At 55.2% G+C, this 19212-nt stretch carries 16 protein-coding genes and 1 pseudogene; 11 read left to right on the top strand and 6 right to left on the bottom strand.

The annotated features are described in order from the left end of the window. Window positions 1-11: 11 nt before the first annotated feature. The 6 genes and pseudogenes from aceF (at window position 12) to OK412_RS14495 (ending at window position 5649) form a co-directional block, all read left to right on the top strand. Window positions 12-1913: a pyruvate dehydrogenase complex dihydrolipoyllysine-residue acetyltransferase gene (gene aceF / locus OK412_RS14520; protein ID WP_039386527.1), complete on the top strand. Its 1902-nt coding sequence runs from the start codon at window positions 12-14 to the stop codon at window positions 1911-1913. A 160-nt stretch (window positions 1914-2073) separates the two neighbouring features. Next, a complete protein-coding gene (gene lpdA, locus OK412_RS14515) occupies window positions 2074-3498 on the top strand; it encodes a dihydrolipoyl dehydrogenase (protein ID WP_010253950.1) in 1425 nt (474 codons plus the stop codon). Window positions 3499-3680: 182 nt separating this feature from the next. Beyond that, a complete protein-coding gene (locus OK412_RS14510; protein ID WP_010253953.1) occupies window positions 3681-3860 on the top strand; it encodes a type II toxin-antitoxin system HicA family toxin in 180 nt (59 codons plus the stop codon). 26 nt (window positions 3861-3886) lie between these two features. Next, entirely contained in the window at window positions 3887-4312 is a 426-nt protein-coding gene (locus OK412_RS14505; RefSeq protein WP_264353280.1) for a type II toxin-antitoxin system HicB family antitoxin, read from the top strand. 81 nt (window positions 4313-4393) lie between these two features. After that, a pseudogene (locus OK412_RS14500) lies at window positions 4394-4483 on the top strand (CRISPR-associated protein Cas1); the annotation flags it as partial. A 236-nt stretch (window positions 4484-4719) separates the two neighbouring features. After that, window positions 4720-5649: an Rpn family recombination-promoting nuclease/putative transposase gene (locus tag OK412_RS14495; protein ID WP_264353279.1), complete on the top strand. Its 930-nt coding sequence runs from the start codon at window positions 4720-4722 to the stop codon at window positions 5647-5649. 427 nt (window positions 5650-6076) lie between these two features. Here the strand turns inward: OK412_RS14495 and OK412_RS14490 are convergent, their stop codons facing one another. Continuing rightward, on the bottom strand, window positions 6077-6976 hold the full coding sequence (locus OK412_RS14490; RefSeq protein WP_062759495.1) for a LysR family transcriptional regulator: 900 nt from the start codon (window positions 6974-6976) through the stop codon (window positions 6077-6079). Between the two features lie 105 nt (window positions 6977-7081). On the opposite strand from OK412_RS14490, the gene OK412_RS14485 reads away from it, so the two are divergent. From OK412_RS14485 to yacL, 3 genes are all read left to right on the top strand, one after another. After that, window positions 7082-7591, top strand: coding sequence for a phenolic acid decarboxylase (locus tag OK412_RS14485; protein WP_010253965.1), 510 nt, complete (start codon window positions 7082-7084; stop codon window positions 7589-7591). A 553-nt stretch (window positions 7592-8144) separates the two neighbouring features. After that, entirely contained in the window at window positions 8145-10742 is a 2598-nt protein-coding gene (gene acnB, locus OK412_RS14480; protein WP_031593569.1) for a bifunctional aconitate hydratase 2/2-methylisocitrate dehydratase, read from the top strand. A gap of 190 nt (window positions 10743-10932) precedes the next feature. Beyond that, window positions 10933-11310, top strand: coding sequence for a protein YacL (gene yacL, locus OK412_RS14475; protein ID WP_010253973.1), 378 nt, complete (start codon window positions 10933-10935; stop codon window positions 11308-11310). A gap of 61 nt (window positions 11311-11371) precedes the next feature. Here the strand turns inward: yacL and OK412_RS14470 are convergent, their stop codons facing one another. From OK412_RS14470 to OK412_RS14450, 5 genes are all read right to left on the bottom strand, one after another. Further along, the gene (locus tag OK412_RS14470) at window positions 11372-12043 is read right to left on the bottom strand and encodes an SDR family NAD(P)-dependent oxidoreductase (RefSeq protein ID WP_264353354.1); all 672 of its coding nucleotides are present in this window, start codon (window positions 12041-12043) and stop codon (window positions 11372-11374) included. An 8-nt stretch (window positions 12044-12051) separates the two neighbouring features. Then, window positions 12052-13248: a sialidase family protein gene (locus OK412_RS14465; RefSeq protein WP_264353278.1), complete on the bottom strand. Its 1197-nt coding sequence runs from the start codon at window positions 13246-13248 to the stop codon at window positions 12052-12054. A gap of 1 nt (window position 13249) precedes the next feature. After that, complete coding sequence (locus OK412_RS14460; RefSeq protein ID WP_264353353.1) at window positions 13250-14665, bottom strand: sodium:solute symporter family protein; 1416 nt, start codon at window positions 14663-14665, stop codon at window positions 13250-13252. A gap of 79 nt (window positions 14666-14744) precedes the next feature. Beyond that, window positions 14745-15629 (bottom strand): dihydrodipicolinate synthase family protein, encoded by an 885-nt coding sequence (locus OK412_RS14455; protein ID WP_033770977.1) that lies wholly within the window; start codon window positions 15627-15629, stop codon window positions 14745-14747. Window positions 15630-15640: 11 nt separating this feature from the next. Further along, window positions 15641-16789: an iron-containing alcohol dehydrogenase gene (locus OK412_RS14450; protein WP_264353277.1), complete on the bottom strand. Its 1149-nt coding sequence runs from the start codon at window positions 16787-16789 to the stop codon at window positions 15641-15643. Window positions 16790-16976: 187 nt separating this feature from the next. On the opposite strand from OK412_RS14450, the gene dtnK reads away from it, so the two are divergent. Then, the gene (gene dtnK / locus OK412_RS14445; RefSeq protein ID WP_264353276.1) at window positions 16977-18236 is read left to right on the top strand and encodes a D-threonate kinase; all 1260 of its coding nucleotides are present in this window, start codon (window positions 16977-16979) and stop codon (window positions 18234-18236) included. After that, the gene (locus OK412_RS14440; RefSeq protein ID WP_122889283.1) at window positions 18229-19209 is read left to right on the top strand and encodes a D-threonate 4-phosphate dehydrogenase; all 981 of its coding nucleotides are present in this window, start codon (window positions 18229-18231) and stop codon (window positions 19207-19209) included. Before dtnK ends, OK412_RS14440 begins: the two co-directional genes overlap by 8 nt. Window positions 19210-19212 lie beyond the last annotated feature (3 nt).

Genomic DNA, 19212 nt, shown 5'->3' with positions numbered 1-19212 from the left:
GTAATAGAGTAATGGCTATCGAAATTAAGGTACCGGATATCGGGTCTGACGAAGTTGAAGTCACCGAGATTCTGGTGAAAGTTGGCGACAAGGTGGAAGCCGAGCAGTCGCTGATCACCGTGGAAGGCGACAAAGCCTCAATGGAAGTGCCGTCGCCGCAGGCTGGCGTAGTGAAAGAGATCAAAATCTCTACCGGTGACAAAGTTGAAACCGGCTCACTGATCATGGTGTTTGATGCTGAAGGCGCTGCGGAAGCAGCACCTGCCGCCGCCGAAGAGAAAAAAGCGGACGCGGCGCCAGCGCCAGCCGCTGCTGCGGCCACGGCCAGCAAAGAAGTGGCTGTGCCGGATATCGGCGGTGACGAAGTTGAAGTCACTGAGATTCTGGTTAAGGTTGGCGACAAAGTCGAAGCCGAGCAGTCACTGATTGTGGTGGAAGGCGATAAAGCGTCGATGGAAGTCCCGGCTCCGTTCGCGGGTGTGGTCAAAGAGATCACTATTTCCACCGGCGACAAGGTCAGCACCGGTTCAGCCATCATGGTCTTTGAAGCAGAAGGCGCAGCACCGGCCTCTGACGCGAAGCCAGAAGTGAAAGAAGAAGCGGCATCGGCACCTGCCGCGGCTGCAGGCGCCAAAGACGTTAACGTTCCGGATATCGGCGGTGATGAAGTTGAAGTTACCGAGATACTGGTCAAAGTCGGCGACAAAGTTGAAGCTGAGCAGTCACTGATTGTGGTTGAAGGCGACAAAGCCTCTATGGAAGTGCCTGCGCCGTTTGCAGGTACCGTCAAAGAGCTGAAAGTGGCGACCGGCGATAAAGTCAGCACCGGCTCACTGATCATGGTGTTCGAAGTCGAAGGTGCTGCTCCGGCTGCCCCTGCGGCCGCGAAACAGGAAGCCGCACCGGCCCCTGCTGCCAAATCTGAAGCTAAAGCCGCGGCACCTGCTCCAGCTAAAGCGGATAGCAAAGGTGAGTTCGCAGAGAACGACGCTTACGTTCACGCTACCCCGGTGATCCGTCGCCTGGCGCGCGAGTTCGGTGTTAACCTGGCAAAAGTCAAAGGCACCGGCCGTAAAGGTCGCATTCTGAAAGAAGACGTGCAGACTTACGTGAAAGAGGCCGTGAAACGCGCTGAAGCAGCACCAGCTGCAGCCAGCGGCGGCGGTCTGCCAGGCATGCTGCCATGGCCGAAAGTTGATTTCAGTAAATTTGGCGAAATCGAAGAAGTGGAACTGGGTCGTATCCAGAAAATTTCTGGCGCGAACCTGAGCCGTAACTGGGTAATGATCCCGCACGTTACGCATTTCGACAAAACCGATATCACCGATCTGGAAGCCTTCCGTAAGCAGCAGAATGCTGAAGCAGAGAAGCGTAAGCTGGATGTGAAGTACACCCCGGTGGTGTTCATCATGAAAGCGGTCGCGGCGGCGCTTGAGCAGATGCCACGCTTCAACAGCTCGCTGTCTGAAGATGCGCAGAAACTGACGCTGAAAAAATATATCAACATCGGTGTGGCGGTTGATACACCAAATGGCCTGGTGGTTCCGGTCTTCAAAGACGTGAACAAGAAAGGCATCACCGAGCTGTCGCGTGAACTGATGGCGATTTCGAAGAAAGCGCGTGACGGTAAGCTGACAGCGGGCGACATGCAGGGCGGATGTTTCACCATCTCCAGCCTGGGCGGCCTGGGCACCACGCACTTCGCGCCGATCGTGAACGCGCCGGAAGTGGCTATCCTGGGTGTCTCTAAATCGGCGATGGAGCCGGTGTGGAACGGTAAAGAGTTTACTCCGCGTCTGATGATGCCGATTTCTCTCTCCTTCGACCACCGCGTAATCGACGGTGCTGATGGTGCACGATTCATCACCATCATCGGCAATATGTTGTCTGACATTCGTCGTTTAGTTATGTAAATGTAAAGAAGGCCGGCGGAAGCCGGCCTTCCTGTAACGATTCGTCGCGCCGCGGTTGGCAGTTTGTTAACAATTCTGTAAACTCTTGCGGTGAAAGTCCCGGTGGAACAAGGGCATTATAAGAAAGTCTGACCCGCCGGATATCAATTAAGAGGTCATGATGAGTACAGAGATTAAAACCCAGGTCGTAGTACTTGGGGCAGGTCCTGCAGGTTACTCTGCAGCCTTCCGTTGTGCGGATTTAGGTCTGGAAACCGTACTGGTAGAGCGTTACAGCACCCTGGGTGGTGTTTGTCTGAACGTCGGTTGTATCCCATCTAAAGCGCTGCTGCACGTTGCTAAAGTGATTGAAGAGGCGAAAGCCCTTGAAGAGCACGGCATTGTGTTTGGCCAGCCATCTACTGATATCAACAAGATTCGCAGCTGGAAAGAGAAGGTTATCAACCAGTTGACTGGCGGCCTGTCAGGAATGGCAAAAGGTCGTAAAGTCACCGTGGTTAACGGCCTCGGCAAATTCACCGGTGCTAACACCCTGGTGGTTGAAGGAGAAGGCGGCGCGACCACCATCAACTTCGATAATGCCATTATCGCTGCGGGTTCACGTCCAATCGAACTGCCATTCATTCCACATGAAGATCCACGCGTCTGGGACTCTACCGATGCGCTGGAACTGAAAGAAGTGCCGAAGCGCTTGCTGGTCATGGGCGGCGGCATCATCGGTCTGGAAATGGCGACGGTTTATCATGCGCTGGGTTCAGAGATTGATGTGGTTGAGATGTTCGACCAGGTTATCCCGGCTGCGGATAAAGACGTGGTGAAAGTCTTTACCAAGAAAATCAGTAAGAAATTTAACCTGATGCTGGAAACCAAAGTGACCGCCGTTGAAGCAAAAGACGATGGCATTTACGTTTCAATGGAAGGTAAAAAAGCACCAGGCGAAGCGCAGCGTTACGACGCGGTGCTGGTGGCGATCGGCCGTGTGCCGAACGGTAAAGGTCTGGATGCCGGTAAAGCGGGCGTGGAAGTGGACGATCGCGGCTTCATTCGCGTCGACAAGCAGATGCGTACCAACGTGCCACACATCTATGCTATCGGCGACATCGTCGGTCAGCCAATGCTGGCGCATAAAGGCGTGCACGAAGGCCACGTGGCGGCAGAAGTGATCTCCGGTCTGAAGCACTACTTCGATCCGAAAGTGATCCCTTCAATTGCCTATACTGAGCCAGAAGTTGCCTGGGTCGGTCTGACCGAGAAAGAAGCGAAAGAGAAGGGCATCAGCTACGAGACCTCCACCTTCCCGTGGGCAGCCTCAGGCCGTGCTATCGCTTCTGATTGTGCAGACGGTATGACCAAACTGATTTTCGACAAAGAGACGCACCGGATTATTGGTGGCGCGATTGTCGGTACTAACGGCGGCGAGCTGTTAGGCGAAATCGGTCTGGCGATTGAGATGGGTTGTGATGCGGAAGATATTGCGCTGACCATCCACGCTCACCCGACCCTGCATGAGTCAGTCGGTCTGGCGGCAGAAATCTTCGAAGGCAGCATCACCGATCTGCCTAACGCGAAAGCGAAGAAGAAATAACTTTCTGCTACTAAAGAAGAAAGCTCCCGTTATGGGGGCTTTTTTTTCGCCTGGATTCTGGTGCTGTATGGCAAGAATCGATTTGGGTTAAGACTAAAGGTAACCCCAATAACCCTGAAAACGTTGCCTGTGAGAGTTATTAGAGTTATCGTGCTTTCATCGGGACGCGACAGGACACAGGGATGGATAGCAGCACGTTAATTTCCGAAATGAAGGCTGATGGCTGGGTTCTGACAGGGATAAACGGTAGCCATCACCATTTCACACATCCGACAAAACCGGGGCTGGTTACAGTACCCCATCCTAAAAAAGACTTACCGATCGGTACGGTAAAGAGCATCAGGAAACAAGCGAGAATTTAATCCCGCTTGCCCGTAGAGGTATGAATATGTTTTATCCAATCGCGATTGAAGCGGGTGATCACGAACACGCATACGGCGTAATCGTTCCCGATTTACCAGGGTGTTTCTCTGCCGGGGATACTCTTGATGAAGCCATTAAAAACGCCAAAGAGGCTATCACAGGGCATATCGAATTATGTGTAGAACTCGGTCAAGAGATCCCTGCCGTGTCCACCATTGAGACTCTGGCCACGAATCCTGAATATCAGGGTTATATCTGGGCATTGGTTGATGTAGATGTCATTCGCTTGCTGGGCGGCTCTGAAAAAATCAATGTCACTTTACCCAGGTCGTTAATTGATCGGATTGATCGTTGTGTGGCTTCACACCCCGAATACAAAAGTCGCTCGGGCTTTCTGGCTCAGGTAGCGCTTGAGCGTATTACTGCTCCGATTAACAGGCCTCAAAAGTAAGTCCGCGTGATAGCTAAATTTATTGGTGGCAGAGGAATCAAAAGGCACCGTTTATGAGTTTTTACCCCTTAAGCCGTTGCCATGATCTTTCTCCCGTATGGTCAGGTTGATGTCTTTGATGATGCTTTTATCCAGATTGATAAAACCGGCGTAAGAATGCATATTCCGGTGAATCTGGATGGACTGCAGCTGATTCTCTTCCTGACTCTTACAAATCAGTGAGTTACTGATCTTTAAATACGTGAATTTAGTGGTGATTTTTTTATGAGGGTAAAATCATCATATTTTACAGCCACATACATTAAGAGTGTTCCCCGCGCTAGCGGGGATAAACCGCATTGATGATGGAGGTGGCCAGACATCTGGCCTGTAATCCCCTACGAATGTGAATATCAGAGTCAGGCCCGATGAAAAAAAAGAACAGCACTCCCACACCTCACGATGCCACTTTCCGGCAGTTTCTCTCACAGCCGGACATTGCCCGCGACTTCATGGAACTGCATCTGCCCGCCGAACTGCACGCTATATGCGACCTCAGCACCCTGAAACTTGAATCCGGTTCGTTCGTTGAAGACGATCTTCGCCAGTATTTCAGCGATATCCTCTACAGCCTGAAGACCAGTAACGGGGATGGGTACATACACGTCCTGGTTGAGCATCAGTCTACGCCGGACAGGCATATGGCATTCAGGCTGATGCGATACGCTGTGGCGGCTATGCACCGCCACCTTGAAGCGGGCCATAAGCAGCTGCCGCTGGTTATACCGGTACTGTTCTATACCGGCAAACGCAGCCCTTATCCGTATTCAACACGCTGGCTCGACGAATTTGAAGACCCTTCGCTGGCGGAAAACCTCTATGGCAGCGCCTTTCCACTGGTGGATGTCACGGTGATCCCGGATGAGGAAATCATGGGGCACCGCAGCATGGCGGCGCTGACGCTGTTACAGAAGCACATTCATCAGCGTGACATCGCGACTCTCACCGATCGGCTGGCCACGTTACTGATGGCTGATTATCTTTCTTCACCCCAGGTAACAGCGCTGATACACTATTTACTGCAGGCAGGCGAGTCGGCTGACTCCGAAGCCTTCGTGCGCGAACTGGCACAGCGAGTGCCGCAACACGGAGACGCACTTATGACCATCGCACAGCAGCTGGAGCAGAAGGGCATCGAGAAAGGTATTCAGCTTGGTGAACAGCGTGGAATCGAGAAAGGCCGAAATGAAGGCAAAGTCGAAGTTGCCCGCACTATGCTGCAGAACGGCATTGACCGTAACACCGTCATGAAAATGACCGGTCTCTCAGAAGATGAACTTTCACAGATCCGTCACTGATTTTGATGTCAGAAAACGGCTCGGCAACGTAAAGCCCTGCACTACAGGGCTTAACAAATTTAATGAAACGCAGGCGCTGCTCATCAGTCAGTGCGCTGACACAGTCTCCTAGGTTAACTGACTATAATTACGAGCGTGCTTTTCTGCCATTCCCGAAACTCATCACAAAGCAATTCGACTGTTATGACAAAATTACCGGGGCTCCTGGCTTAAACATCAGGATAGGTGGAGTTCCTGGGAGGTAGCGAAGAGGGCTGCAGATCAGCAGGGCATAACCTTCCTGGATGCTAAAATTCAGGGTTCGGCTAAGGTCTGGCTTATCCCTTTCACTGTTTCCAGTACACCCGGTAAACACAATATGGGATGCTGGACGGTGGCACTCTGACAGTCAAATTCTCAGAAGATTAGGCAGCAAGCTAACCTTCATCTAACCACGCATCTCCCATGCAGCCACTCGTTCAATAAACATCTGTGCCAGGGCAGTAATGGCGCTGTTGCCGGGCAGTCTTTCTTCATTGATATACATCACCAGCGAACTACTGCGTCGGCGGCCCTGTAACAGCGGCAGGGGACGGAGCTCACCGCTCTCTAACAGCGCGGCGATATTCTGTTCCGGCAGCCAGCCATAACCTAACTGATGCTGGACCGCTTCAATGGCTGCCGACAGCGTCGTGAAGGACCAGTTCTCCGCCTGATCGCCATTGACCTCCGACTGCTGCTGTTGCTGACGATCCAGAATGGTAATGCAGGGCCAGCGTGCCAGCGTAGCAGCACTAAGCGGGGCGGATTCGCGGTGCAGCGGGTGGTCGCGATGGGCGACGGCGACGAAATCGACACTCATCAGGCTTTCGCCTGCTAACGGCGTGTCGCCATATTGTGCCACCAGCCAGAGATCAGCCTGATTTTCCGCCAGTCTGTCAGGCGTTTCGCTTCGGACGATTTCGCTAAACCAGATGCGGACATGCGGATAGCGTTGCTGAAAGGTCTGAAGCACATCGAATAGCAAGGGTTTGGGCAGAGTCGCATCGACCATCAGATCGATGCGCGAACGCTCGCCGCGTTGCAGTGCACTGGCCTGCGCCTCAAGCGCGCCGAATCCCTCCAGCAGCGGACGCACCTGTGCCAGCAACTGATGTCCCTCTGCACTCAGGACAGCGCGGCGGCCCTCCTGCTGAAGCAGGGTCAAACCCAGCCGCTGCTGTAACAGGCTCAGCTGATAACTCAGTGAGGACTGGCTGCGATTGTTCTTCTCCGCTGCCAGCGCAAAACTCCCCTCATTCACTACTGCTTCGAGCAGATACCACTGTTCGAGTGTTGTCTTGTACATGCTCACTCATCTAAAAATTAAATTATTTAGTGCTAAAAATAGCGTTATTCATCGGTTTTGTAACGAGCAATAATCTCCTCAAGGAAAACAAATGAGGAATTAACCATGAGCACTTTCGATAAACATGACCTGTCTGGCATCGTCGGCAAACATCTGGTTTACACTTATGACAACGGCTGGAATTACGAGCTCTACATTAAAAATGCCAGCACCATCGACTATCGCATTCACAGCGGTATGGTCGGTAATCGCTGGGTTAAAAATCAGCATGTCTATGTCGTCCGTCTGGCGCAGGATGTCTATAAAGTTTCCTGGACTGAACCAACCGGTACCGATGTCAGCCTGGCCGTTAATCTGGCTGATAAAATTTTCCACGGCACCATCTTCTTCCCGCGCTGGGTAATGAATAATCCGGAAAAAACCGTCTGCTTCCAGAATGATCATCTGGAAGAGATGGCAAAATTCCGCGAAGCGGGTCCGGCTTATCCAACCGAAGTGATTGATGAGTTCGCGACGCTGACCGTAATCCGTGATGTGGGTGAAAATAACGAAAGCGTGATCGACTGTCCGCCTGACCAGTTGCCCGCCAATTTTCCGGAAAATCTGAAAAATTAAACATGCACAGAAGAGGTCATGACGACCTCTTCTGAATAGCAGTTTCTGTCTTGTAGCTTCTGACGTGTAACTTGCGAGAATGAAAAAGAGATTTACCGACCAGGGTTTTATCAGTAGTAATCAGCAGGACGAATTCGGTTTCAGTTGCATCAGGCTGATTTCCGGCCTGGTGTTGTTATCCTCCTGAGCTCACCTCCGCTGTACCCCATAAACACGCCGGCTTCTATTCCTGCCAGTTATCTATTTCCCTGAATCACTTCGCTAAAGCCACGGCAAAACTGACATAAACCTGCAGCCATTTGTGTGGAATGCGGTACGCTGCAGAGAGACCCATTCAGCCGACTCAGCTGGCTGATGCAGGGAGTTGAGCGGGCAGAATGGCCGTAGTGGATTATGTTGTATTTTTGTAAACAGATTAACAAACAGACGAAATACTGCTATTCTGCCCTCCGCGAAACCGGGCACCTCAACCTGGACGAGAAAGGGAAGATTGTTCTCCATAAGTGAGCAAGGTGGTCGGAAAGCCCTACATAATGAGAGCGAGGATAACGTCGTGCTAGAAGAATACCGTAAGCACGTTGCCGAGCGTGCTGCCCAGGGAATTGTACCTAAGCCTTTAGAGGCTTCCCAAATGGCCGCGCTGGTTGAACTGCTAAAAAATCCACCTGCGGGTGAAGAAGAATTTTTGATCGATTTATTGGTCAACCGCGTCCCACCTGGCGTCGATGAAGCGGCGTATGTCAAAGCCGGTTTCCTGGCGGCTGTCGCCAAAGGCGAAGCAACCTCTCCTCTGATATCTTCTGAAAAAGCGGTTGAACTGCTTGGCACCATGCAGGGCGGTTACAATATTCATCCGCTGATTGAGGCGCTGGACGATAGCAAACTGGCTCCGATTGCCGCGAAAGCCCTTTCACACACGCTGCTGATGTTCGACAACTTCTATGATGTCGAAGAGAAAGCGAAAGCGGGTAATGAATACGCGAAGCAGGTGATGCAATCCTGGGCAGATGCGGAATGGTATCTGTCACGGCCTGAACTGGCAGAGAAGATCACGGTTACAGTGTTTAAAGTCACTGGCGAAACCAACACCGACGATCTCTCTCCGGCCCAGGATGCCTGGTCACGTCCAGACATTCCTCTGCACGCCCTGGCGATGCTGAAAAATGCCCGTGAAGGCATTGAGCCTGATGACGCGGGCAATATCGGCCCGATCAAACAGATTGAAGCTCTGAAGACCAAAGGCTTCCCGCTGGCGTATGTCGGTGATGTTGTCGGAACTGGTTCTTCACGTAAATCCGCCACCAACTCGGTGCTGTGGTTTATGGGCGACGACATCCCGAACGTGCCAAATAAAAAAGGCGGCGGCGTGGTGCTGGGCAGCAAAATTGCACCCATCTTCTTCAACACCATGGAAGATGCGGGCGCACTGCCCATTGAAGTAGACGTAAACAACCTGAACATGGGCGATGTGATCGACATCTATCCATTCAAAGGCGAAGTCCGCAACCACGAAACCAATGAACTGCTGGCCAGCTTCGAGCTCAAAACCGAAGTAGTGATTGACGAAGTGCGCGCCGGTGGCCGTATTCCACTGATCATCGGTCGCGGTCTGACCACCAAAGCGCGCGAGTCGCTGGGTCTGCCGCACAGCACCGTATTCCGTCAGGCAAAAGATGTCGCGGAGAGCACCCGTGGTTTCTCGCTGGCGCAGAAAATGGTTGGCCGCGCCTGTGGTGTAACCGGCGTTCGTCCGGGTGCCTATTGCGAACCTAAGATGACCTCGGTTGGCTCGCAGGATACCACCGGCCCGATGACCCGTGACGAGCTGAAAGATCTGGCTTGCCTGGGCTTCTCTACCGATCTGGTGATGCAGTCGTTCTGTCACACCGCCGCGTATCCTAAGCCGGTGGATGTGAGCACGCACCATACACTGCCAGACTTCATCATGAACCGCGGTGGTGTGTCACTGCGTCCGGGTGACGGCATCATCCACAGCTGGCTGAACCGTATGCTGCTGCCGGATACCGTCGGTACCGGTGGTGACTCGCACACCCGTTTCCCTATCGGCATCTCTTTCCCGGCGGGTTCAGGCCTGGTGGCGTTTGCCGCCGCGACTGGCGTAATGCCGCTCGACATGCCGGAATCGGTTCTGGTGCGCTTCAAAGGTAAGATGGAGCCGGGCATTACCCTGCGCGATCTGGTTCACGCCATTCCGCTGTATGCCATCAAACAGGGTCTGCTGACCGTTGAGAAGAAAGGTAAGAAAAACATCTTCTCTGGTCGCATCCTGGAGATTGAAGGTCTGCCGGATCTGAAAGTCGAGCAGGCGTTTGAGCTGTCCGATGCGTCAGCAGAACGTTCCGCTGCGGGCTGTACCATCAAGCTGGATAAAGCGCCGATTATCGAATACCTCAGCTCTAACATCGTGCTGCTGAAGTGGATGATCGCAGAAGGCTACGGCGATCGTCGTACGCTGGAGCGTCGCATTGAAGGTATGGAGAAATGGCTGGCCGATCCTCAGTTGCTTGAGCCGGATGCCGATGCTGAATATGCCGCCGTGATCGAAATCGATCTGGCTGAAATCAAAGAGCCAATCCTCTGTGCGCCAAACGATCCGGACGATGCACGTCTGCTCTCTGACGTTCAGGGTGAGAAGATCGACGAAGTGTTTATCGGCTCATGCATGACCAACATTGGTCACTTCCGTGCTGCGGGTAAACTGCTGGATAGCCACAAAGGCCAGCTGCCAACCCGTCTGTGGGTGGCACCGCCAACCAAGATGGATGCGGCACAGCTGACCGAAGAGGGCTACTACAGCGTATTCGGCAAAAGCGGTGCGCGTATCGAGATCCCGGGCTGTTCACTCTGCATGGGTAACCAGGCACGTGTTGCAGATGGTTCGACGGTGGTTTCGACTTCGACCCGTAACTTCCCGAACCGTCTGGGTAACGGCGCTAACGTCTACCTGGCGTCAGCGGAGCTGGCTGCGGTCGCGTCTCTGCTTGGCAAACTGCCAACGCCGGATGAGTATCAGCAATTCATGGCGCAGGTCGATAAAACGGCCAGCGACACGTATCGCTATCTCAACTTCGACCAGCTGACGCAGTACACCGACAAAGCTGATGGTGTGATTTTCCAGACCGCGGTCTGATTCTTCACCTTGCAGGCATGAATAAGGGGCGATGATTCGCCCCTTTTTTTCGTCTCAGCATGGGGTAGAGAGACGATCAAAAGCTGGCTTTCGGCAGACAGCCTGTAATAATGCGCGACGTGTCACACTTTGCCGCGAGAGCAGCACGGACACTTACCAGGTGAGACGACGACGTTGAGAGGAACGGGCGATGGAATATGAATTTTTACGCGATGTGACCGGACAGATTAAGGTTCGCATGTCGATGGATCATGAAGCGGTCGGCCACTGGTTCAACGAAGAGGTCAAAAACGATCCGGGATTGCTGGATGAAGTTGAAGCCGCCATTGAAGATGTCAAAGGCAGCGTACGTCAGTGGCAGCGGATCGGCAGCGAGTACACCATTCTGCTGGATGAAGAGGAGGTGATGATCCGCGCCAACCTGCTGGCTCTGGAAGATGACGGTATGGAAGAGGGGATGAACTACTATGACGAAGAGAGCCTCTCGTTCTGCGGCATTGAAGATTTTCAGCTGGTGATCGCTGCTTATCGCCAGTTTATGAACCAGTACGGCAAACCCGTACGGTAAGACAGTAAGGCAATCCTTTACGGTTATAAGGCCGGGCGAACTCAGCAGCCCGGCCTGTTAACTAACTCAGCGATGCACCGCCACACATTACCAGCTGCTGGCCGGTGATCGCCGCCGCCGCAGGGGAGAGCAGGAAATCGACCAGCCCGGCCACTTCCTGCGGCTGAATATAGCGGCCAATGGGAGGCAGACGGGGCGGTGAACTGGCACGGCCCGGCTGTTGCAGCATCGGCGTTTCGGTGGCGCCTGGCGCCACAATATTGGCGGTAATGCCGCGCGGAGCGAGTTCCGCCGCCCAGCTGCGCACCATACCGATCATCGCCGATTTGGTGGCGACATACTGACTGCGGCCCGCCGCACCGCCTGATGTCCGGCTGCCCAGCAGCACAATTCTGCCGCCCACACGCATCCGCGGTGCAAAATGATTCGCCAGCTGCTCAGCAGCGGCAACGTGCAGTTGCCATAAGCGTGCGCTGGCGTTCAGATCCAGCTCCCCAAGCGGCGCGGCCTGCATCATACCGGCTGCATGGATTACCGCCTGCGGCACCGGTAGCGCGTCCAGTAAAGTCTGCAGTGCCGCGCTGTCGCTGATATCGATTTGATGGCTCTGCCAGCCCGCTTCTGCCCGGCTTATCGCCGAGCGACTCAGGCCGATAACCTGCCAGCCCTCATCGAGTAAACGGTCAGCAATCGCCTGACCGATGCCGGAGCTGGCCCCGGTCACCAGCGCCATCCGTTCAATCACGCATCACCTCCCTTCACCCATGACTCCGCGACCCGCACATACTTAATCGCCTGACGATACCAGGTGTAGGCGATATGCAGTTCGCCATCCAGGCCTTGTTTAATGCTGGGATAGGAAAACTCACGGTTTAATTTCTGCTGGGAGTTATTGGTCATGCAGTAGCCATCGCCCTCGTCCAGATTGCGCTGCAGCGGCCAGCTTTTACCGCCATCCGTTGAGATAGCTAGCGTCATCGGCGCACGTGGCGTACCCCAGAAAGCGGTGCGACCACTGTGCATCACCGGCTCAGCGGCGACGGCAACATCACTTTCCTCTTCATCATCTTCAATTTCGTCATACAGCGACAACCGGCGTTCGCTGGCACCTTCGGCGCTCATGGCATTGAACACCAGCGCCAGATGACCATTGCGCAGCGTCGTGACCTGAATTGAGGAGTTATTGTTGGGCAGCGACAACGGCTGTGGCGCGCTCCAGCTTTCACCCTGATCAAGTGAGCGGCTCTGATAGATGTGGTCGGCCCAGCGGCTGCGGTAGAGCGCCAGCAGCGAGCCATCATCCAGCAGGGTAACGTTCATATGAACGCAGCCGGTGCTGTCAGGCACGCTGACGTCACGCCAGCTCTGGCCTTTATCTTCTGAGATTTTTACCGCGCTCACGTCATAGCTGCCGACCCACTTTTCGCCGGGCTGGGTCAGACAGTAAAACACCGGCAGCAACCAGTTACCGTTGGGCAGCACCACAATCGGCTGGCGAATAAAGGTGCCAGGCTTATCCAGCAGCGTTTTGATCTCCCCCCAGCTCTGGCCCAGATCGTGAGACTGGCGATAGCGCACAATTGCGGTGTCCTGATTGCCCGATTTCTGCGCCGTCCACAGCAGCCACAGCACCTGGTCGGGATCGAGAAACAGCACCGGATTCTGTTCTGAACGGCCCGGATCGTCAGAGAGTTTTTGGGCTTCACTCCAGCGATCGCTGCCTTTTCGCAGCCGTGAACACCAGACAGAGATATCGGCAATCCCTTCCTGCGTGCCGCCAAACCAGACGCAAAGCAGATCGCCATTGGGCAGCGGCAGCAGGTTAGCCGCGTGGTTTTGCGGGCAGGAGGAGGGCAGCATCGCAACCTGCTGCGCGCTATCCTGCGGGTGAGGCGCAAGCAGGCCGGTGCGTTCTGCGGTGACGGTTTCCTGAGTCATTTTAGGCTCCACTATTTTGTGCATTGTGTTGCGATTGAGGCTGAGACTGGCGTGATGGGATACAGCGGTCAATCACCATAATAATTGCCGGGGTGATCAGCGCCACGTACATATTGTCGATACCAAACGGGTTACCCATCAGGAACCAGACGGAAGTGACAACGCAGGCGCCAATCAGACCGGCATTGGCGCCGCGTGTGCTCTTAAACCACGGCAGGTAGAACGCCATGATCGCCACAACAGTAATCGACAGACGAATCGCACGGGTAAAGAACGAGAGCTTCAGCACTTCCGGGAAGAACAGAACAAACAGCAGCGGGAAGAAGCCGATGCCAATCGAGATCCAGCGTGTCATTTTAAATTCGCGCTCTGGGGTCGGGTTACGATAAGGCACGTAAAAGTCTTTCACCACCAGCGAGGCGATGGCCAGCGCCACGGTACCGACGCTGACGAAAATCGAGGCCACCAGCGAGGTGGTGACAATGCCCGCCAGCCACGGTGACATATCCTGCAGAAACACCGGCAGCGCATAGAGGCTCTTGATATCCGGGTGAGCAAACTTCGCTGCCACGCCAATCAGCGCCATCGCCAGACCGATCGGCAGGCAGAAGAAGAAGGCGACCCAGGTGGCGCGCTTCGCTGACTTCACATCTTTGGTGGAGGAGATCGCCTGGATCACAAACTGGGTACAGAAGATCGAACCCACGGTCCCGATCAGCCAGGCCACAATGGTACTGGCACTGACGTGACCATCCCATGTCCAGTAGAACGCCGGCATTTTCTCCATCATCGGGGCGACGCCGCCGGTCATCTTCAGCGCCACATAGAGGATAATCAGGATCCCCATATACTTGATGGCGCTGTGCAGCAGCGTGACCCAGGCCACGCCTTTCATGCCGCCAAACGCAAAGTAGAAGGTGCTGACCACCGCAGTGATAAAGGCAGCCTGAGTCAAGTCGATCTTGAGTACGGTAGAGATTGCCGCCGCGCCGCTGATGTAGTTACCGACGTTCACCAGCAACAGCGCATAGATCATGATCAGCGAGATAATATTTTTGGTCGAACTGCCATATTTCTCGGCGATAGCACCGGAGATAGTGATCTTTCCGGTGTTGTAGATGCGTTTGACCAGTATCAGGCCAAACAGCGGGAAGCCAATTGCCGCGCCAATCACCGACCATGAGGCGGCGAAGCCATCTTCAAAGGCCGCCTGCGCGGTGCCGATGGTGGATTTTGCCCCGATATATTCAGACATCAGCATAATGCCGACGATAAAAGCAGGCATGGCGCGCGAGCCTTCCATAAAGTCGCCGCTGGTTTTACTGCGCAGCCGCCAGGTGAGCCAGGTGGTGAACAGGATATAGGCGACCACCATGCCGACGATCAGTAAGGTGCTCTCAGTTGAAAATGCTTTCATCATGACCTCGATTGTTCTGGCAGATGGCGACCATCAGGTTCGTTCTCATCTGACCGGTAGGGTGCAAAGGTGATGGACGTTATTGCAGGTAGTGGTTCACGATTTGACGGATCTGCTGCTGCTCTTCGGCGCTGAACTGCACCGCATAGCGGCTTTCACCCACCTCAAAGCCCTGCAGGCTGACCGCTTTTTTCACGGCGGCCGGTGAGAAACCGATGCTGTACAGTGCGGTGCGCAGGCCGGTGACGTTCTCCTGTGCCTGATGCGAACCGGCAATATCGCCCGCATGGAAGCGCGCCCAGATGGCGTTAATCGCCTCCGGTGCCACGTTTGCCAGCCCGGAAATTGAGGCGGAGCAGCCATCCACGAAACCCTGGTGGATCAGCGAGTCCGGGCCGTTCAGCACAGCAAAGTCCTGGCAGTCGGCGGTAGCCTGCAGAAAGCCGCTCAGACTTTCATAGCTGCCTGCTGAATCTTTAATGCCGATGATGTTCGGATGCGCGGCCAGCGTACGAACGGTCTCTGGCTGCAAGGTATTGCCGGTACGCGCCGGGATGTTGTAGAGGAACAGCGGCACCGTAAGCGCATCAGCCACGCGCTGATAGTGGTCGATCAGCTCCTGCTGCTTAAGCGGAACAAACCACGGGGTGATCGCGGAAACAGCATCTACGCCAAGGCGGGCAATCTGTTTGCCGAGCCGGATAGTTTCACGGGTCGAAATCTCCCCGATATGCGCCACCACAGACGCCCGGCCGTTAACTTCATCGACGCAGGTGGTGGTAACCGCGATCTTCTCCTGCTCGTTCAGCACAAAGAATTCGCCGTTGGTTCCGCCACAGAAGATGCCGTTACCGGCGTTGATCTGGCGTCTGACCTGTTCGCGCTGCCTCTCCGGATCAAAGGCACCTTCCCGGTCAAAAGTGGTGACGATGGCGGTCAGTACGCCGTTTATTTTCTTATTCATGACAATCCTCATTACGCCTGGCAGGAAGGGAAAAGCGTCAGGTAGACGGCGCGCACATCGTCGGCGGTGACCGCCATCGGCACGTTGTTCATCAGACGCTGGACGTCGAGCGCGGCTTCCACTAACCAGGGCAGGTGATCCGGGCTGATGCCCAGTGCTTCCAGGCTGGCAGGCAGCTGCAGCCGCGCCACCAGCGCGGTGAAGTAGTCGACCAGCGCGTGTGATTTCGCTTCATCGCTTAAACGGACGTCGGCGTCGGGCAGCAGATCATAGGCCTGAGCGAATTTGCTCACCGCCGCCGGACGGACAAAGCGCATGCAGGGAGCCAGCAGGATGGCGTTGGCAACGCCGTGTGGCAGATGATATCTGCCCCCGAGCGGGTAAGAGAGGGCATGCACCAGATGTGTCCCGGCATGGGCAATCGATGCACCGCCATAATAAGAGGCCCAGAGCATCTCCAGGCGTGCCTGCAAATTTTCTGGCTCGCGCAGGGTGGTTTCGAGATTAGCGAACAGTTTCTTCATCCCAATCAGCGCATAGTTGTCGCTGACCGGGTTGGCGACATTGGCGGTAAAGCACTCAATCAGATGGCAGAGGGCGTCAATACCGGTTGAAGAGGCAATATGTGGCGGCATGCTGGTGGTCAGTTCCGGCACCAGGGCCACCACATCGGGCAGCATCACCGGTGAAATAATGCCGACTTTGGTCTCTTTCTCCGGGATCGCCAGGATCGCATTGGGCGTCGCCTCAGAACCCGTGCCTGCGGTGGTAGGGATCAGTATTGAACGGGTACGACGCTGCGGTTTTTCGCCTGCCAGCAGGGCGTCCAGCGAAGGCGCGGCGTCGATGCACAGCACTGAGAGTAGCTTCGCCACATCCAGCACGCTGCCGCCGCCGATGCCAATCACCATATCGACATGGGGCCGGGAGAGCGTCGCGATAATCGCTGCCACATCATGCTGGCTTGGTTCAGGCGGGACGCTGTTGACCACGCTGATACCCGGAATCTGATCCCGAAGTTGACCCATCAGCGCCTGCACTGCCGGAATAGCCTCAATGTTCCGGTCAGTGACCACGACTGCTGTCGATATCCCCTTCAGCAGATAGCGCATGTCGTTTAACGCCTGATAACCGCTAATCACCGTGCTGTTAATGTTCATTTCATACCCTTATTTCTGTCCTGTCTGAGCGGATGATTAATCTTGCTCAGCGCAATGCGAAGTCAGTCACTCTCTGTGGCTAATTTTATAAGGCATATCGATTTCGATTAATTTGAACTTGCTCACATATAATCAATCATGATTGAATATAATCAAATGCAGCGGCAATCGCCTGACAGGAGTGAGGATGGGCTCATCATTATGGAAAACCCCGGTGCTGGTCATCGCCGATGACTTTACCGGTGCCAACGATGCGGGTAGCGGACTGGCACAGGCTGGCGCCCGCGTACATGTGCTGTTTGGCACTGAGGCGCCGTTGCCAGAGGACGCTGCGGATGTGCTGGTTATCAGCACCGACAGTCGGGCAGTCAGCGCCAGCCAGGCCGCAGAGCGCGTGGCTCAGGTGGTGCAGCACTTCGCCGCACAGCTTCAGCAGGGCTGGCTGTTTAAAAAGATCGACTCCACGCTGCGCGGCAACGTCGGTGCTGAAACCGCGGCTGCGCTGCGAGCCAGCGGCAAAAGGCTGGCGCTGGTTGCGCCGGCCGTGCCACGACTGGGCCGCACCACACGCGAAGGTAAAGTGTGGGTCAATCAGCGGTTACTGACAGACACCGAATTTGCCAGCGATCCTAAAACCCCGATCCTCAGCGCCCGCGTAGTCGATCAGATGCAGATCGACGGCACGGAGATCGATCTCCCGACGCTGCGCAGCGATCGGCTTGATGCGGTGTTAGCGGCGGCGCACGGCGTGGTGGTGGTGGATGCCGAAAATGAAGCCGATCTGGCGCGACTGATAATCGCTGCGGCGCGGCTGACAGAGAAGCCGCTGCTGGTGGGAGCAGCCGGGTTAAGCGATGCGCTGGGCGCAGCGCTCTCTGTTCGCCCGTCGCGGCCCGTGCTGGCGGTAGTGGGATCGATGAGCAGCAGCGCGCAGCAGCAGATCGCCACGCTGCTTAACCAGCGGGCAGTTGAGATCGTGGATGTCGATATCCGTCAGCTGTTTCAGCAGCCCGCCTGGCCTGACCGGGATCGCTGGATCGAACAGGCTGCCGGCGCACTGCGTGCCGGTCGCCATACGGTGATCCGCACCTGCCAGCATGAATCCCAGCGTCACGACATTGAGCATCTCAGCCAGCAGCACAGCGTGACCCGCCAGCAGCTGGGCGAAGCGATCAGTCTGTTGCTGGGCGAAATGACTCACAGCCTGTGCCGGACACAGCTGCCGCATGCGCTCTATCTGTCGGGAGGCGACGTGGCGATTGCCGTTGCCCAGGCACTGGGGGCCAGCGGCTTTAAAATTCAGGGTCTGGTGGCGGGCTGTGTGCCGCACGGGGTTCTGCTTAACAGTGAATTTACTCTGCCGGTGATGACCAAAGCGGGTGGCTTTGGTGATGAAAATACCCTGGTAGCAGCCATTGGTTTTATTGAGGAGAAGTCGAGTGAGTAAAATTATTGCGATCACCATGGGCGATCCAGCGGGCATCAGCCCGGAAATCATCATTAAGTCACTCTCTGAAGGTGAGCTGAATGGCATCCCTGCGGTGGTGATTGGCTGTGCCAGTACGCTGCGCCGCATTATGGCGATGAACATTACGCCACAGGCCGAGCTGCGGGTGCTGGACCGGGTTCAGGATGCGCGATTTGCGCCCGGCATCATCAACGTCATCGATGAGCCCCTGGCCGATCCCGACGCGCTGAAACCTGGCGTGGTGCAGAAAGAGGCGGGAGATCTGGCCTGGCGTTGCGTGAAGCGTGCTACAAAGCTGGCACTGGCGGGCGACGTGCATGCCATTGCCACCGCGCCGCTGAACAAAGAGGCGCTGCATGCGGCGGGCCATCTCTATCCTGGTCACACTGAACTGCTGGCGCATCTTACCGGGACCAAAGATTACGCCATGGTCCTCTACACCGATAAGCTGAAAGTGATTCATGTCACGACCCACATTGCGCTGCGTAAGTTCCTCGATACGCTGAACCAGACGCGCATCAAAACCGTGATTGGTATGGCGGACACTTTCCTGCGTCGTGTCGGTTACAGCGCCCCACGTATCGCCGTGGCGGGCGTTAATCCGCACGCTGGTGAGAACGGCCTGTTTGGCGATGAGGAGATCACCACCGTGGCACCCGCTATTGAGGCGATGAAAGCGCAGGGGATTGATGTCTACGGGCCTTGTCCGCCGGACACGGTGTTCCTGCAGTGCCAGGATGGACGGTATGACATGGTGGTCGCGATGTACCACGATCAGGGGCATATTCCGCTTAAACTGCTGGGCTTTTATGATGGCGTTAACATCACCGCAGGCCTGCCGTTTATCCGCACCTCTGCTGACCATGGCACCGCATTTGATATCGCCTGGACAGGTAAAGCGAAGTCTGACAGCATGGCGATCTCTATTAAACTCGCGATGCAGCTCGCATAGGGA

The organism is Pantoea sp. JV6, assembly GCF_025910055.1.
GTDB lineage: Bacteria > Pseudomonadota > Gammaproteobacteria > Enterobacterales > Enterobacteriaceae > Pantoea > Pantoea agglomerans.
Note: the sequence above shows the minus strand (reverse complement) of the source record. Positions and strands in the feature narration are given on the sequence as shown.